This window comes from Ectopseudomonas composti (genome assembly GCF_900115475.1).
Taxonomy (GTDB): Bacteria; Pseudomonadota; Gammaproteobacteria; order Pseudomonadales; family Pseudomonadaceae; genus Aquipseudomonas; species Aquipseudomonas composti.
The window spans coordinates 1-15247 of sequence record NZ_FOWP01000017.1; the positions used below are offsets into that span (position 1 = coordinate 1).

16 protein-coding genes are annotated in these 15247 nt (G+C 63.6%); 3 read left to right on the plus strand and 13 right to left on the minus strand.

Features of this window, described 5'->3' with window-relative positions:
* From BM059_RS22720 to BM059_RS22775, 12 genes are all read right to left on the minus strand, one after another.
* Nucleotides 1-255: helix-turn-helix domain-containing protein (locus BM059_RS22720; protein ID WP_139220747.1), on the minus strand; the 255-nt coding region annotated here is incomplete at its 3' end.
* 145 nt (nt 256-400) lie between these two features.
* Nucleotides 401-1018 (minus strand): lipoyl(octanoyl) transferase LipB, encoded by a 618-nt coding sequence (gene lipB, locus BM059_RS22725; RefSeq protein ID WP_074941453.1) that lies wholly within the window; start codon nt 1016-1018, stop codon nt 401-403.
* Between the two features lie 5 nt (nt 1019-1023).
* On the minus strand, nt 1024-1302 hold the full coding sequence (locus tag BM059_RS22730) for a DUF493 domain-containing protein (RefSeq protein WP_074941454.1): 279 nt from the start codon (nt 1300-1302) through the stop codon (nt 1024-1026).
* Nucleotides 1303-1524: 222 nt separating this feature from the next.
* Nucleotides 1525-2700: a D-alanyl-D-alanine carboxypeptidase family protein gene (locus tag BM059_RS22735; protein ID WP_074941455.1), complete on the minus strand. Its 1176-nt coding sequence runs from the start codon at nt 2698-2700 to the stop codon at nt 1525-1527.
* Nucleotides 2701-2809: 109 nt separating this feature from the next.
* Nucleotides 2810-3823, minus strand: a complete 1014-nt coding sequence (locus BM059_RS22740; protein WP_074941456.1) for a septal ring lytic transglycosylase RlpA family protein — start codon at nt 3821-3823, stop codon at nt 2810-2812.
* Entirely contained in the window at nt 3820-4830 is a 1011-nt protein-coding gene (gene mltB / locus BM059_RS22745) for a lytic murein transglycosylase B (RefSeq protein ID WP_074941457.1), read from the minus strand. The genes BM059_RS22740 and mltB overlap by 4 nt, the downstream gene beginning before the upstream one ends.
* A gap of 19 nt (nt 4831-4849) precedes the next feature.
* Complete coding sequence (gene rodA / locus BM059_RS22750; RefSeq protein ID WP_036998267.1) at nt 4850-5995, minus strand: rod shape-determining protein RodA; 1146 nt, start codon at nt 5993-5995, stop codon at nt 4850-4852.
* The gene (mrdA, locus tag BM059_RS22755; protein WP_036998269.1) at nt 5992-7884 is read right to left on the minus strand and encodes a penicillin-binding protein 2; all 1893 of its coding nucleotides are present in this window, start codon (nt 7882-7884) and stop codon (nt 5992-5994) included. The genes rodA and mrdA overlap by 4 nt, the downstream gene beginning before the upstream one ends.
* Before the next feature lie 10 nt (nt 7885-7894).
* Entirely contained in the window at nt 7895-8362 is a 468-nt protein-coding gene (rlmH, locus tag BM059_RS22760) for a 23S rRNA (pseudouridine(1915)-N(3))-methyltransferase RlmH (RefSeq protein ID WP_013717179.1), read from the minus strand.
* Nucleotides 8363-8371: 9 nt separating this feature from the next.
* Nucleotides 8372-8725, minus strand: coding sequence for a ribosome silencing factor (gene rsfS / locus BM059_RS22765; protein ID WP_036998344.1), 354 nt, complete (start codon nt 8723-8725; stop codon nt 8372-8374).
* A 65-nt stretch (nt 8726-8790) separates the two neighbouring features.
* A complete protein-coding gene (gene nadD / locus BM059_RS22770) occupies nt 8791-9450 on the minus strand; it encodes a nicotinate-nucleotide adenylyltransferase (protein WP_074941458.1) in 660 nt (219 codons plus the stop codon).
* A complete protein-coding gene (locus BM059_RS22775; RefSeq protein WP_074941459.1) occupies nt 9451-10716 on the minus strand; it encodes a glutamate-5-semialdehyde dehydrogenase in 1266 nt (421 codons plus the stop codon).
* 303 nt (nt 10717-11019) lie between these two features.
* On the opposite strand from BM059_RS22775, the gene BM059_RS22780 reads away from it, so the two are divergent.
* A complete protein-coding gene (locus BM059_RS22780) occupies nt 11020-12249 on the plus strand; it encodes an alpha/beta fold hydrolase (RefSeq protein ID WP_074941460.1) in 1230 nt (409 codons plus the stop codon).
* 31 nt (nt 12250-12280) lie between these two features.
* On the opposite strand, the gene BM059_RS22785 is transcribed toward BM059_RS22780, so the two are convergent.
* Nucleotides 12281-13135, minus strand: coding sequence for a class I SAM-dependent methyltransferase (locus BM059_RS22785; RefSeq protein WP_074941461.1), 855 nt, complete (start codon nt 13133-13135; stop codon nt 12281-12283).
* Between the two features lie 64 nt (nt 13136-13199).
* Between BM059_RS22785 and BM059_RS22790 the strand changes: the two genes are divergently transcribed.
* Entirely contained in the window at nt 13200-13916 is a 717-nt protein-coding gene (locus BM059_RS22790) for a DNA-3-methyladenine glycosylase (RefSeq protein ID WP_074941462.1), read from the plus strand.
* Nucleotides 13913-15229, plus strand: a complete 1317-nt coding sequence (locus BM059_RS22795; protein WP_036998279.1) for a bifunctional DedA family/phosphatase PAP2 family protein — start codon at nt 13913-13915, stop codon at nt 15227-15229. Before BM059_RS22790 ends, BM059_RS22795 begins: the two co-directional genes overlap by 4 nt.
* The last annotated feature ends 18 nt before the right edge of the window (nt 15230-15247 follow it).

The following is a 15247-nucleotide window of genomic DNA, read 5'->3' on the forward strand; positions in this document are numbered from 1 at the left end:
GGGGTAGCGGTGGTGCAATTGCACCACCGCTTGCTCCAACTCCGGATCGCTGCGCCCTGGGCTGCTCAAAGGCCGCCGAGATCGATCCTGCAGGCCCGTATCACCTTGCTCACGGTACCGATCCAACCACTTGTAACCAGTCCTGGGACTGACGCCATACCGGCGACAAAGCTCCCGCACATTGCTTTCGGGTTGCCCCGCCAACAGAACAAATTCACGCCTTATCGACATAGTGCTGCGCTCCGGCCACGGCATCACTCGATCTCCCGATTCGATGAACCCCGTAAGCCTAAATGCGTTACCTATGTCTCCCGACACCCGTTACCTATGTCCCCCGGCTGAACACCGTGCGCACCAAGAAATCGCCAATATCATGCCGCTTGGGCGGCACCACGACACGCTACGCGTAACCCAGACGGGCGCGCAGCGTCTGCTCCAAACGTTGCGCCACCTCGTCGAACGCGGGCGGCGATGGCAGCAGATCACGCACCTGCACCATCTTCAACCCGGCGTAACCACAAGGGTTGATGCGCAGGAACGGCGACATGTCCATATCGACGTTAAGCGCCAAACCATGGAAGGAGCAGCCACGGCTGACGCGCAGCCCCAGGGAGGCGATCTTGTCGCCCACCACGTACACGCCCGGCGCATCCGCCTTGGGCGCAGCCTCGATGCCATAGCCGGCCAACAGGTCGACCAGGCTCTGTTCCATGGCGGTGACCAGCTCACGCACACCCATGTCCAGGCGGCGCAGATCCAGCATCAGATAGGCCACCAACTGCCCGGGACCGTGATAAGTCACCTGCCCGCCGCGCTCGACCTGGATCACCGGAATATCGCCCGCAGCGAGCACATGCTCGGCCTTGCCGGCCTGGCCCTGAGTGAAGACCTTGGGATGCTGCAACAACCAGATTTCATCCGGCGTCTGCGCGTCACGCCCGACCGTCAGCCGACGCATGGCCTCCAGCGTGGGCTGGTAATCGACCAGTCCGAGGTAACGGACGATGAGCTCAGGCATTGCGTTCACAGCACCATGTGCACACGACCAGTCGCGCGCAGGTCGACGTGAATCGCCTGCAACTGCTCGACGCCGGTGGCTGTGATCAATACCTGAACGGAAAGGAAGTTACCGTTGCGGCTGTCGCGCATCACCAGGGTGGAGGTATCCAGATCGGGCGCATGGCGCTGGATCACTTCGATCACCAGATCGGAAAATCCTTCACCGGCAGTGCCGATCACCTTGATCGGGTAACGCTCGCAGGGGAATTCGATTTTGGGTGCTTGAACGTCGCTATCGGTCATGTCATCAGCGGGCTTGTGGCCCGTCCAGAAAGGGCCGCCCCGGATTGGAGCGGACTGGATAAGTCAGGGCGCCTCGACAAGTCAATCAGCACAAGGTTCGGCGACCAGGGAAACAGGCTGAATGAAACAGGCGGAGCAACACCCTTTACCAGGGGTAAATGGGCATCGCTCCGCCTGTTTTCAATGCTGGACCACAATGTGGGTCGTTTCCAGCGTTCCCCGTCAGTTGAACAGGCCGAAGAAGAACAGTCGAATGCTGTCCCACAGACGACGCAGCAGGCCGCCCTCTTCTACCGGCTCAAGCGCCACCAGATCGGTGCTGCGCACCACGTCGTCGCCCAGTTTGACTTCGACCTTGCCGATCACGTCGCCCTGTTGGATCGGTGCGATCAGCTGCGGGTTGAGGGTCATGCTGGCCTGCAGTTTTTCCAGCTGGCCCTTGGGCATGGTGATGGTCAGGTTCTCCGCCAGACCCGCCTTGACCTGATGCGCAGCGCCCTTCCAGACGGTGGCCTGAGCCAGCTCAGCGCCCTTCTGATAGAAGGTGCGGCTTTCGAAGAAGCGGAAGCCATAGGTCAGCAGCTTCTGGGTTTCCGCGGCGCGAGCCTGCTCGCTGTCGGTACCGAATACCGAGGTGATCATACGCGCGCCATCACGTACGGCCGAGGCCACCAGGCAGAAGCCGGCTTCCTGGGTGTGACCGGTCTTCAAGCCATCGACCGTGCGATCACGCCACAGCAACAGGTTGCGGTTGGGCTGCTTGATGTTGTTCCAGAGGAACTCCTTCTGCGAGTAGATCGCGTAGTGCTCGGCATCTTCGTTGATGATCGCGCGAGCCAGGATTGCCATGTCATGGGCACTGGAATAGTGCTCCGGATGCGGCAGGCCAGTGGCATTCATGAAGTGGCTGTTCTTCATGCCCAGACGCTCGGCGGTGGTGTTCATCATGTCGGCGAAGGCGTCTTCGCTACCGGCGATGTACTCGGCGATGGCGATGCTCGCATCGTTGCCGGACTGGATGATGATGCCGTGCAGCAGATCGTCGACCGTGGCCTGGCTGTTCAGCGGCAGGAACATGGTGGAACCACCGGAAGCGGCACCACCGGTGCGCCAGGCGTGCTCACTGATGGTCACCAGATCCTTCTCGCCGATCTTGCCATTACGGATTTCCAAGGTGGCAATGTAAGCAGTCATCAGCTTGGTCAGGCTGGCTGGCGGCAGGCGCTCGTCAGCGTTGTTCTCGACCAGGACATTGCCGCTGGCGGCGTCCATCAGCACGTAGGATTTGGCGGCCAGTTGCGGCGCCGCAGGCACCACCTGCTGGTTGGCCATGGCGAGTGGCGCGGCCAGAAGGGTAAGAACCAGTGAAGCACGTTGCACGAAGCTGGTGATGTTCATCCGTCTCTCGAAAATCGTTGCATGGGTTGTACGGCCCCGAAAGGCCATCTTTCGACTCGCCACCAGGCAAGCCTCGGATTTAGTCCGGCAAAAACCGGTTAAGTTGCCATCAGTCGGCGCGTACCAGCGTGGGCTGTCCCAGATTGGCCAGGCGCACGCTGCTCTGCAACTGCTCAGCCTCGCCCTGGTTGCTGATCGGCCCCATCCGGACCCGATGCAAAATCTGCTGGTCGCGCACCACTGAGCTGATGAACACCGGCACACTGCTGGTCTGGCTCAGCTTGGACTTGAGCAGCTCCGCAGCGTCCGGATTGGCGAAGGCTCCCACCTGGAGATACAGGCCAGAGGCTCCGAGTGAATCGTTTTTTTTTGCGTCGATCTGTACCGGCACCACCGCAGCGGCGTGCTGGGCGGGCGGCGGCGCGTAATGCTCGACGACCTGCGGCACAGGCTGGGCAACCGGCTGGGCAAGAGCAGCCTTGGCCGGCTGGTTGTTGGCCAGCACCAGCGGTACCGGGCGGCCCTGCTGCGCCCACCACTCATGCGGGTCGATACCTTCGACCTTGACCCGCGCGGTGCCCTTCTCCGCATAGCCGAGCTTCTTCGCCGCCGCGAAGGACAGGTCGATGATGCGATCGGAGTAGAACGGCCCACGGTCATTGACCCGCAGGATCACGACCTTGCCGTTCTCCAGGTTGGTCACGCGCACGTAACTGGGCAGCGGCAGGGTCTTGTGCGCAGCGGTCATGCCGTAGAGATCGTAGGTCTCACCGTTGGCAGTGGCCTGGCCATGGAACTTGGTGCCGTACCAGGACGCCGGACCGACTGCCTGATAGCGGCGCGCGTCCTGAATCGGGTAGTACTGCTTGCCGAACACCACATAGGGGCTGGCCTTGACCGGCCCGTAGTGCGGCATGGGAATGGCGTCCTGAATCTTCGAGACATCGACATCCCACCAGGGTGCACCATCACGATGCGGGCGGTTGAAATCGTCCGGCCCGGAGAGACCGGCCGACTGACCGGGTGCTACCGCAGGCTGCGGTGCCCGATTGGAGGAGCAGCTCGCCAACAACAGCGCTGCCGTTACGCAGGCTGCCAGCGGCAGCAGTTTTGACGCACTCATCGATTACCCCGTGCTTCGACCAGCAGCTCGGCCAGTTGGTTGACCGCCATGGCATACATCACGCTGCGATTGTAGCGGGTGATGGTGTAGAAGTTGGGCAAACCGAACCAGTATTCGTCGCCTTCGGCACCTTCCAGACGAAACGCGGTGACTGGCGCGTCTTCAGCCAGCTTGTCCTGACTCTTCCAGCCTAGCTCGCGCAGCTCGGCGACGTTCTTCACCGGGTCCAGGCCCTGGGTCAGGCCTTCGTCGACGCGCGCACCGCTGGCCTCGACGCGACTGGCGACCTGGCCGCCGGCCTGCCAGCCGTGACGTTTGAAATAGCTGGCAACACTGCCAATGGCATCGGTCGGGTTGCCCCAGATGTTGATGTGGCCGTCACCGTCGAAGTCCACGGCGTAAGCGCGGAAGCTGCTCGGCATGAACTGCGGCAGGCCCATGGCACCGGCGTAAGAGCCCTTGAGCGTAATCGGGTCGACCTGCTCTTCACGGGTCAGCATGAGGAACTCGCGCAGCTCCTTGCGGAAGAACGGCGCGCGCGGCGGGTAGTCGAACGCCAGGGTCGACAGAGCATCCATCACGCGCCAGCTGCCGGTGTTACCACCGTAGAAGGTCTCTACGCCGATGATCGCGACGATGAACTGCGGCGGCACACCGTACTCAGCCTCGGCCTTCTCCAGCGCAGCCTGGTTCTTGCTCCAGAACTCCACACCCTGGGCGATACGCTTGTCGGTGATGAAGATCGGGCGGTATTCCTTCCAGGGTTTGACCTTTTCTGCCGGACGCGAAATGGCGTCGAGAATGGCCTGCTTGCGCTCGACCTCGGCGAACAGGGCGTACAGCTGCTCACTGGCGAAACCGTAGTCGCGGGTCATTTCCTCGACGAACTCGGCCACCTGCGGCGAGCCGTCGTAATCGGCTGCCAGCGCCTGGGCGCTGGTGCCGAGCATGCCGGCGACGCCAACCCCGATGAACGTACGAGCGGCCCAACTACGCAGAGAATGCATTAACTCAAAACCCCCAAAATCAAACCTGAGCGATCCACTTTCTGTGTGTGTGAATCGCCATCAATATCCCGAAGCCTGACAACAGCGTGACCAGATGGGTTCCGCCATAACTAATGAAAGGCAGCGGAACCCCAACCACCGGCAGCAGCCCGCTGACCATGCCGATGTTGACGAATACGTAGACGAAGAAGGTCATGGTCAGCGCCCCGGCCAGCAGTTTGCCGAACAGCGTCTGCGCCTGGGCAGTGATCACCAGGCCACGCGCCAGCAACAGCAGGTAGAGCAGCAACAACAGACAGACGCCGACCAGGCCGAACTCCTCCGCGAGCACGGCAATGATAAAGTCCGTATGGCTTTCCGGCAAAAAATCCAGGTGCGACTGAGTACCCAGCAGCCAGCCTTTGCCCAATACACCGCCGGAGCCGATGGCCGCCTTGGACTGGATGATGTTCCAGCCAGCCCCCAGTGGATCGCTTTCCGGGTTGAGGAAAGTCAGCACGCGGCGCTTCTGATAATCGTGCATGACGAAGTACCACATGCCCACCGCGACGGGCACAACGGCAGCGGCGGCACCAATGATCCAGCGCCACTGCAGGCCGGCCATGAACACCACGAAGGCGCCCGAGGCGAGAATCAGCAATGAGGTACCCAGATCCGGCTGCTTGACGATCAGCACGAAGGGAATACCGATCATCGCCAGGCTGACGACGATATGCTTGAAACGGGGCGGGAGGTTATGCCGTGACAGGTACCAGGCGATGGTCATCGGCATGATGATTTTCATCAGTTCAGAAGGCTGGAAGCGGATCACGCCAGGGATGTTGATCCAGCGCGTCGCGCCCATCGCCGTATGTCCCATCACCTCCACCACCATCAGCAGAGCGACGCCCACCACGTAAGCCAGAGGCACCCAGCGCGCCATGAAACGCGGGTCGAACTGAGCGATCGCCACCACCGCGACCATGCCGATGCCGAACGACGAGGCCTGCTTGAGCAGCAGGTCGACATTCTTGCCACTGGCCGAATAAAGAATGAACAGGCTTCCAGTACCCAGAATCAGCAACAGCAACAGCAACCAGCCATCGATGTGCATGCGCTGCAACAGACTGGCACGACGACGCAGTACGTCCTCGTCGGACAGGGTACGGTCGAAATTGCTAATCATCGCTGACTGACCTCGGCAGACTTGGGTAACGCAAACTCGGCCTTGAGCTGACCGGTTTCCTTATCCAGCAACCAGGCGTCCATCACCTGCTTGACCACTGGGGCAGCAACGCCAGAGCCTGACTCACCGTTCTCCACCATCACCGCCACGGCGATCTGCGGCTTTTCCGCCGGAGCGAAGCCAATGAACAGCGCATGGTCGCGATGGCGCTCCTGCACCTTGTTACGGTCGTACTTCTCGCCCTGCTTGATCGCCACCACCTGTGCCGTACCGCTCTTGCCGGCGATGCGATAGACGGCGCTGTCACCGACCTTGCGCGCGGTGCCGCGGGCGCCATGCAGAACTTCTTCCATGCCGTGAATGCCGTAATCCCAGAATTTGGGATCACGCAGGACGATATCCGGAATTGGATTGGGGTCGACCGGCAGGCGACCATCGACGCTCTTGGCCAGGTGCGGACGAATCCACTTACCGCGCGTGGCCATCAGCGTGGTGGCTTGCGCCAACTGCAGCGGCGTGGTCTGCATGTAGCCCTGGCCAATACCGAGAATCAGCGTCTCGCCCGGATACCAGGGCTGGCGGTAACGCGCCCGTTTCCAGTCACGCGAGGGCATCAGGCCGGCGGTTTCCTCGAACATGTCCAGCGAAACGCGCTGGCCGAGGCCAAAGCGGCTCATGTAGTCATGCATGCGATCGACGCCCATCTTGTGCGCCAGATCGTAAAAGTAGGTGTCGTTGGAACGAGCGATGGCCAGGTTCAGATCCACCCAGCCGTCGCCATTACGGTTCCAGTTGCGGTACTTGTGGCTGTGGTTGGGCAACTGATAGAAGCCGGGGTCGAACACCCGTGTCTGCGGCGTGACCACGCCGGCATCGAGCCCCGACACGGCGACCATCGGCTTGATCGTCGAGCCAGGTGGATAGAGACCGCGCAACACGCGGTTGTACAGCGGCTGATCGATGGAATCGCGCAGCTCGCCGTAGGCCTTGAAGCTGATCCCGGTGACGAACGGGTTGGGGTCGAAACTGGGCTGGCTGACCATTGCCAGCACCTCGCCGTTGTTCGGGTCGATGGCCACCACCGCACCACGGCGACCGCCAAGGGCGTTCTCCGCCGCTTCCTGCAGGTTCACATCGAGGCTGAGGACGATGTCCTTGCCCGGTTTCGGATCGACACGATTGAGCACGCGCAACACGCGACCACGGGCATTGGTCTCGACCTCTTCGTAGCCGACTTCACCGTGCAGCTCATCCTCGTAGAAACGCTCGATACCGGTCTTGCCGATATGGTGCGTGCCGGCGTAGTCAGTCGGATCCAGGCGCTTGAGCTCCTGCTCGTTGATGCGCCCGACGTAACCGACCGAATGAGCGAAGTGTTCCCGCTGCGGATAATGCCGCACCAGTTGCGCAGCCACCTCGACACCCGGCAGGCGGAACTGGTTCACCGCGATGCGCGCGATCTGCTCTTCAGACAATTCGAAAAGGATCGGCACCGGCTCGAACGGGCGCCGCCCCTGACGAACCCGACGCTCGAACAGCGTGCGCTCGTCCTCGGAAAGTTCCAGCACCTCGACCACCGTATCGAGCACACTCGGCCAGTCGCCGGCGCGCTCGCGGGTCACGGTGAGGCTGAAGCTCGGCCGGTTGTCGGCGATGATCACCCCGTTGCGGTCGTAGATCAGCCCGCGGGTCGGCGGCAGCGGCTGCACATGGATGCGGTTGTTTTCCGCCAGGGTGCTGTGATGCTCGTACTGAATCACCTGCAGGTAGTACATGCGCATGATCAGCACGCAGGTCAGCAGGATGATCACCATGCCGCCGACGAGCACCCGGCGCTTGACCAGGCGCGCGTCCTTTTCGTGATCCTTGAGGCGAATCGGCTGCGGCATGACTACTTGATCACTTGTGGTACGGGTGGCCGGACAGCACGGTCCAGGCCCGGTAGATCTGCTCGCCAAGCAGGATACGCACCAGCGGGTGCGGCAGCGTCAAAGGCGACAGCGACCAGCGCTGTTCGCTACGCGCACAGACTTCCGGCGCGAGCCCTTCCGGGCCGCCGACCATGAGGTTGACATTGCGCGCATCGAGGCGCCAGCGATCCAGCTCCGCCGCCAGTTGCTCGGTGCTCCATGGCTTGCCATGGACCTCCAGCGTGACGATACGTTCGCCGGGCTGCACCTTGCTCAGCATGGCCTCGCCCTCCTGACGAATCAGGCGGGCGACGTCGGCATTCTTGCCGCGGGTATTGAGCGGAATTTCCACCAGTTCCAGCGGGAGTTCGGCAGGCAGGCGCTTGACGTACTCCTGCCAGCCCTCCTCGACCCAACGCGGCATGCGCGAACCGACGGCGATCAGTTTGATCCGCACGGCTTGCGCTTACTCGGCCGAATGTTGCGCGCGGCTCTGCTCGGCACCCTGCCACAGGCGCTCGAGGTCGTAGAACTGACGGGCAGTCGGCAGCATCACGTGGACGACGATATCGCCCAGGTCGAGCAGGGCCCATTCGCCGCTGTCCAGACCTTCGCTGCCGATTGGACGCACGCCCTGCTCCTTGACCTTTTCCAGCACGTTTTCCACCAGCGACTTGACCTGACGGCTGGAGCTACCACTGGCGATCACCATGAAGTCGGTGATGCTGGTCTTTTCCTTGACGTCGATCACGGTGATGTCGGTCGCCTTGATCTCTTCCAGCGCCGCCACGGCGATCTTGACCAGCTCTTCGCTGGGCATGTTCTGCTTGCTCATAAAAACTCATTTGCCTCGTGTAATGGACGCCAGTGCACATGCGCGGCGTTTCAAGCATTGGGCGCACGGTACAGATCGTGCGCCTGGATATAGGCCAGTACCGCATCCGGCAGCAGATAACGCGCGGAGCGGCCGGTTGCCAGTAAACGGCGAATCTGCGTGGCGGAAATCGCCAGCGGAGTCTGCCAGATGAAACTGATTTGCCCACTTGCACCATTCAGGCTCAGTGGGTCGCTGACACTGCGTGCGGCCAGCAGATCGCGCAGCGCTTCCGGTGCCTCGCTGTCGGCATCCGGTCGCTGCAGCACCAACAGATGGCAGTGCTCGAGCAACTCCTGCCAGCGATGCCAACTCGGCAAGCCGCAGAAGGCATCCCAGCCGAGCAGCAGGAACAACTGATCGTCGCCTGCCAGTTCGGCGCGCACCGACTCCAGCGTGTCCACGGTGTACGACGGTTTGTCGCGACGCAGCTCGCGATCATCGACCGTCAACCGCGTCTCACCGGCTACCGCCAATGCGACCATGGCCAGACGCTGCTCGGCCGTTGCCTGTGGCGTATCACGGTGCGGCGGCCTGGCGTTGGGGATCAGCCGCAGCTCGTCCAGCGCCATGAATTCGGCCACTTCCAGCGCCGCGCGCAGATGTCCGATATGCACCGGATTGAAGGTACCGCCGAGCAAGCCGATGCGTCGGGCGCCGATCCGTTTCATTTATGTGCGAATGTGTCCGTCGCCAAAGACCACGTACTTCTCGCTGGTCAGGCCGTCCAGGCCGACCGGGCCGCGTGCGTGCAGCTTGTCGGTGGAGATGCCAATCTCCGCCCCCAGGCCGTACTCGAAGCCATCGGCGAAGCGGGTCGAGGCATTGACCATCACCGAAGCGGAATCCACCTCGGTGAGGAAGCGTCGCGCATCGCTGAAGTTCTCGGTGATGATCGAGTCGGTGTGCTGCGAGCCATAGTGGTTGATGTGCTCAATGGCTGCATCCAGCGAATCGACGATGCGAATCGCCAGGATCGGCGCGTTGTACTCGGCGAACCAGTCGTCCTCGCTCGCTTCCAGCACATCACCACCGAGCAGTTCGCGGGTGGCGGCATCGCCACGCAGCTCCACACCCTTGTCGCGGTAGATGGCAGCCAGCGGCGGCAACAGGCGTGCGGCGACGGCCTGGTGCACCAGCAGGGTTTCCATGGCGTTGCACGGCGAATAGCGCTGGGTCTTCGCGTTGTCGCAGACGCGAATGGCCTTGTCGAGATCGGCAGCAACGTCGACATAGACGTGGCAGACGCCGTCCAGGTGCTTGATGACCGGCACCTTGGCATCACGGCTGATGCGCTCGATCAGGCCCTTGCCACCGCGCGGCACGATCACGTCGACGTATTCGGGCATGGTGATCAGCTCACCGACGGCAGCGCGGTCGGTGGTTTCCACCACCTGCACGGCTGCTGCCGGCAGATCGGCCTCGGCCAGGCCCTGCTGAATGCAGCGGGCAATCGCCTGGTTGGAATGAATGGCCTCGGAGCCGCCACGCAGGATGGTGGCGTTGCCGGACTTCAGGCACAGGCTGGCGGCGTCGATGGTCACGTTCGGACGCGACTCGTAGATGATGCCGATCACGCCCAGCGGCACGCGCATCTTGCCGACCTGAATACCGGACGGCAGGTAGCGCATGCCCTGAATCTCGCCGATCGGGTCGGGCAGGGTCGCCACCTGGCGCAGGCCTTCGATCATCGAGTCGATCACTGCCGGGGTCAGCGCCAGACGGTCGACCATGGCCGGCTCCAGACCGCTGGCGCGGGCGGCGGCCAGGTCCAGTTCATTGGCGGCGGCAAGCGTGGCGCGAGCGGCGTCGAGGGCATTGGCAGCGGCTTGCAGCGCGCGATTCTTCTGCGCGGTGCTGGCGCGGGCGAGCACCTTTGAGGCCTGGCGGGCGGCCTGGCCCAGGCGGATCATGTAGTCGTGCACGGACTCGGTCATGGCGGCGGAGGTCTGGCAGTTGGAAAAAGGGGCTGATTATAGCGGGCTCGCAAGTCCGCGCCCAGCGGCGTCTGGCAAGCGGTAGACAGCGCGTCCACCAGGCCCCAGCGGTAACGCCCCAATTCCCGCCGCAGAGGCTCGCGAAACGCAACGGTGACACCCGGAAACGGAGGCCGCCCGAAGGTTGGGTAAACAAATCGCCCCCTGATGTTTACCTTGCAAGCGAGGTTTTGCCGCACCAGGCGAGACGGCGCCGTGTGCCGCCCCACCCAGAAGAACAACAAAAGACACTGGAGTGCACCCATGCGTTACCGCACCGACTACAGCGCCGCCCTGCTCACCTGCCCGCCCGACGTCATCGAGATCGCCGGTTGGCGCCTGCACTATCAGGCCTATTCGACGCATCAATGTGATACCCGCGCGCCAGTGCTGATGCTGGGCGGCGCCTTCCAGAGCTTTCGTTCGTTTGCCGCCGAGGTCGATGAACTGCTGGTAGAACATCCCGTCATTCTCCTCGACCTGCCCAGCCAGGGCAGCAATCTGCAACTGGCCCCCGAGCTCGGCCTGGAACAGCTGGCCGACTTGATCGCCGGCTTCACCGAACAACTGCAACTACCGCCCGTGATGCCCATCGGCCTGTCCTATGGCTCGGCCTTGGCGGCACTGTTCGCCGTCCGCCACCCGCAGCGCTGCGCGCGCCTGCTGCTGGCCGGCGTCACCGCTTTCGCTCGCCCGGGCGCCCGGCGATTGCTGGAGGAAGGCCTGGCCCTGCTCGATGACGGGCGCAACGGTGAATTCGCCCAGGGCGCACTGACCGGCCTGCTCAACCCACTGCAACTGCAGGACACCGGCGTCGCCCCGGTTTTTCGCAAGGCGCTACTGCGCCAGATTCAGCGCCTGTCAGCGGCCGAGGTGGAGCGCTACCGGCAGAACAGCCGCCGCCTGCTGGCCTTTGGTGGTTTCAGCGCACACCCGCAGTGCCCGACCCTGGTGCTGGCCGGCGAACATGACCACTTCACCCAGCCCTGGGAGCACGCGCACTTCGCTGCGGCCTGTACCAAGGCCGACTGCGTGCTGATCCACCATGCCGACCACCTCGCCCAGTTCGAACAGCGCGAAGCCTGCTCGGCGCTGTATCGCCCCTTCCTCAGCGAACGACCGCTGCCATTGCGCTCGCCCGGCAGCACGCCGCTGGCTAGCGAGCAGCTATTGCAACTGGAGAAACGTTGCGAGCCACGCCATACGCCGCGCCAACGTCAGGCCTGGCTTCAGCACGCCGATGGCCAGCAATGGGCGGTCGAGCTGAGCGAGCTGGGTTTCTTCGGCGGGCGGCTACAAGGCGACCTGCCCCGAGACCTGCCGTTGCGTGGCTGGCAACTGAGCTACGCAGACCTGCCGAACCAAGCGCTGCTGCCCCTGCGTCACGACGACCAGGGCCTGGCCTTCGTCTTCCCACATACCGATGCCGACGCCAGCCTGGCGTTGGCCGAACGCATCTATCCGGCGCCACTGCCGGCTGCGGCCTGCGCCTAACGTCGGCAAGCCTCGGTGCGCGCGGCGCCCCCTAAGTCCGCGCCTGAATCACCCGCACCAGTCCGGGCAACCGCGAAGGCTGCAGACCCAGGCTGGACGCATCGGCGCTGGGGTCGAGCACCTGGACCTGGGCGAAACCGCAGCGCTGGAAGCCCGCGACGATCTCGTCGTGATCACGGTAATGCAGCGGATAGCTGCCGCGAGTGAGCCGGCCGATCAGGTCGACACCCCAGCGCAACTGACGGTAACGCGGATGCTCACGCAGATCCGGATAGAGTTCGGTCAGGTAGGTGGCACTGGGGAACTCGCCCAACTCGGCGGCAAGCCGGCTCCAGAACCCCTCGATCAGCGCCAGCGGGAAATAGTTGACCAGCCCCTCGGTGATCACCACCACCGGCTGGCTGTGGTCCAGGCCTGCGAACAGCCCCTTGAGGCGCTGGTTGCCGCACTCGGCAAGGATGTCCACCGCGCGCACCTGATGCCGGCCATCCAGCCAGCCTTCGCCATGCAGCAGCAGGCGCTTGCGCGCCGCCATGGCCGGTAGATCGGCCTCCAGATACTGCAATTGCGGGTAGCGCGAGCAGAAACGCCGGCCGCGCGGCGACAGACCGCAGGCGATCTCCACCACCTGGCGCACACCCTGCTGCTCGATGGCTGCAGTGAGTTGCGCGTCGATCTGCAAGTGGCGCTGCAGCAGGAACGCCTCGATATCCAGCCCGAAACCAGCCCTGGCCCCCCAGGTCAGCGGCCACAGCAGCTTGTGCACGAAACTACCGAACGTGGTGACGAAGGCCGGCTCGGCCAGATGGTGGCGATACCACACATAGCCGGTGTAATGCGCCGACGGGCTGATATGGGCACTGCTGGCCCTGATACGTTCAGGCATCTTTAAGGTTCTTGTTTTATGCTCGCGGCCCAGATTAGAACGCTGCGAGCCCATTCAACAGATCATGCCCGCCGAACCCACCCTTAGTTTGCCCTGGCCCGGCGCCAGGCCGCTGCCCGATACCTTCTTCGACCGCGACGCGCAACTGGTCGCTCGCGAGCTGCTCGGCAAGGTGATCCGCCATCGTGTCGGCACGCTGTGGCTGAGTGCGCGGATCATCGAGACCGAGGCCTATTACCTGGTCGACAAGGGCAGCCATGCGTCGCTCGGCTACACCGACAAGCGCAAGGCGCTGTTCGCCGACGGCGGGCACATCTATATGTATTACGCGCGCGGCGGCGACTCGCTGAACTTCAGCGCCCAGGGGCCGGGCAACGCGGTGCTGATCAAGTCTGCGCATCCGTGGCTCGATGCCGTCAGCGGCGCCAATGCCCTGGCCGCGATGCAACGCAACAACCCCGACAGCCAGGGCCAGCCGCGCGCCCCTGAACGCCTGTGCGCCGGGCAGACCCTGCTGTGCAAGGCGCTCGCCCTGAAAGTACCGGACTGGGATGCACGCCGCTTCGACCTGCAACGGCTGTTCGTCGAGGATGTCGGCGAACGACCGCAATCGATTATCCAGTGTGCGCGGCTGGGCATTCCCAAGGGCCGTGACGAGCACCTGCCGTACCGCTTCGTCGACGCCCGCTATGCCCGCCACTGCACGCGCAACCCTTTGCGCCGTGGACAGGTCGAAGGACACGACTATCAACTGCATGCGCTGGAGCAAACCCAACCATGATGCAATGGTTCGACAGCATGACTACCTGGCTGCAAGGCAGCCCGCACTGGCTGGCATTGGCCATTTTTCTGGTCGCCTGCCTGGAGTGCCTGGCAGTGGCCGGCATCATCATCCCTGGCACCGTACTGCTGTTCACCCTCGCCGTGCTGGCCGGCAACGGCGCCCTGGAGTTGTGGCAAACGTTGCTGCTCGCCTATACCGGCGGGCTGCTCGGCGACGCGATCTCCTACGGGCTGGGTCGCCGATTCCACCAGGGCATCCGGCGCCTGCCGGTGCTGCGTGACCATCCGGAGTGGCTGACCAGCGCCGAGAATTACTTCCAGCGCTACGGCGTGATCAGCCTGCTGGTCGGCCGCTACATCGGCCCGCTACGGCCGATGCTGCCCTTGGTGGCCGGCATGCTGGACATGCCGGCCGTGCGCTTCGCTCTGGTCAGCCTGCTGGCTGCCGCTGGCTGGGCAGTGGCCTATATGCTGCCCGGCTGGGCCACCGGTGCCGCCTTGCGCCTGCCACTACCGGAAGGTTTCTGGGGCGCAGCCGGAATCGTCAGCGCGACACTGGCGGCGATGTTGCTGCTGATCATGCAGGCCAGCCTGCGTGAAAGGCGCTGGGCCGCCAGCCTGGCCGCGCTGCTCGGTGCGGTCGCCCTGGCCGCCATGCTGATCGGCTTCCCTCACCTGGACAGCCTCGACCAGGGCCTGATGACACTGGTGCAGGACGAGCGCAGCGCCGCCTTCGATCCCATCGCCGTGTTCATCACGCGCTTCGGTGACTTCCATATCCAGTTCGCGGCAGGCGTTCTACTGGTGGCGCTGCTGTTCGCCGTGCGCCGCTGGCAGGCCGGACTGTTCGTCGGCGGCGGCCTGTTGCTCGCCTCCATCGCCACCACGGTGCTGAAGAATCTGCTGGCGCGTTCACGCCCGGATGTCTTGCTGCAGCCGCTGGAAAGCTACAGCCTGCCGAGCGGACACAGCTCTGCAGCGTTCGCCTTCTTTCTGGCATTGGGCGTGCTGGCCGGTCGCGGCAGCTCGGCACGCACACGCCTGACCTGGCTGCTGGTGGCGAGCCTGCCGGCTCTGGCCATCGCCTTGTCGCGGGTGTACCTGGGGGTGCATTGGCCCAGCGACATCATCGCCGGAGCATTGGTGGCGGCGACCAGTTGTGCGCTCAGCCTGGCCCTGATCCAGCGCGCGGCACCGATGCAGCCATTGCCGGCGCAGGTGTGGTGGCTGGTGATCCCGGCCTGCGTTGCGCTGTTTGGCGCCATGGTTACCTGGGAACTGTCAGCGACACTACTGCGCTACAGCTATTGAAGCCTGGAGCGCCTTGGG

Excerpts from the sequence above, each read along its gene's own strand:
- lipB (WP_074941453.1), bottom strand. The coding sequence starts at position 1,018 with ATGCCTGAGCTCATCGTCCGTTACCTCGGACTGGTCGATTACCAGCCC.
- BM059_RS22730 (WP_074941454.1), bottom strand. The coding sequence starts at position 1,302 with ATGACCGATAGCGACGTTCAAGCACCCAAAATCGAATTCCCCTGCGAG.
- BM059_RS22735 (WP_074941455.1), bottom strand. The coding sequence starts at position 2,700 with ATGAACATCACCAGCTTCGTGCAACGTGCTTCACTGGTTCTTACCCTT.
- BM059_RS22740 (WP_074941456.1), bottom strand. The coding sequence starts at position 3,823 with ATGAGTGCGTCAAAACTGCTGCCGCTGGCAGCCTGCGTAACGGCAGCG.
- mltB (WP_074941457.1), bottom strand. The coding sequence starts at position 4,830 with ATGCATTCTCTGCGTAGTTGGGCCGCTCGTACGTTCATCGGGGTTGGC.
- rodA (WP_036998267.1), bottom strand. The coding sequence starts at position 5,995 with ATGATTAGCAATTTCGACCGTACCCTGTCCGACGAGGACGTACTGCGT.
- mrdA (WP_036998269.1), bottom strand. The coding sequence starts at position 7,884 with ATGCCGCAGCCGATTCGCCTCAAGGATCACGAAAAGGACGCGCGCCTG.
- rsfS (WP_036998344.1), bottom strand. The coding sequence starts at position 8,725 with ATGCCCAGCGAAGAGCTGGTCAAGATCGCCGTGGCGGCGCTGGAAGAG.
- nadD (WP_074941458.1), bottom strand. The coding sequence starts at position 9,450 with ATGAAACGGATCGGCGCCCGACGCATCGGCTTGCTCGGCGGTACCTTC.
- BM059_RS22775 (WP_074941459.1), bottom strand. The coding sequence starts at position 10,716 with ATGACCGAGTCCGTGCACGACTACATGATCCGCCTGGGCCAGGCCGCC.
- BM059_RS22780 (WP_074941460.1), top strand. The coding sequence starts at position 11,020 with ATGCGTTACCGCACCGACTACAGCGCCGCCCTGCTCACCTGCCCGCCC.
- BM059_RS22785 (WP_074941461.1), bottom strand. The coding sequence starts at position 13,135 with ATGCCTGAACGTATCAGGGCCAGCAGTGCCCATATCAGCCCGTCGGCG.
- BM059_RS22790 (WP_074941462.1), top strand. The coding sequence starts at position 13,200 with ATGCCCGCCGAACCCACCCTTAGTTTGCCCTGGCCCGGCGCCAGGCCG.
- BM059_RS22795 (WP_036998279.1), top strand. The coding sequence starts at position 13,913 with ATGATGCAATGGTTCGACAGCATGACTACCTGGCTGCAAGGCAGCCCG.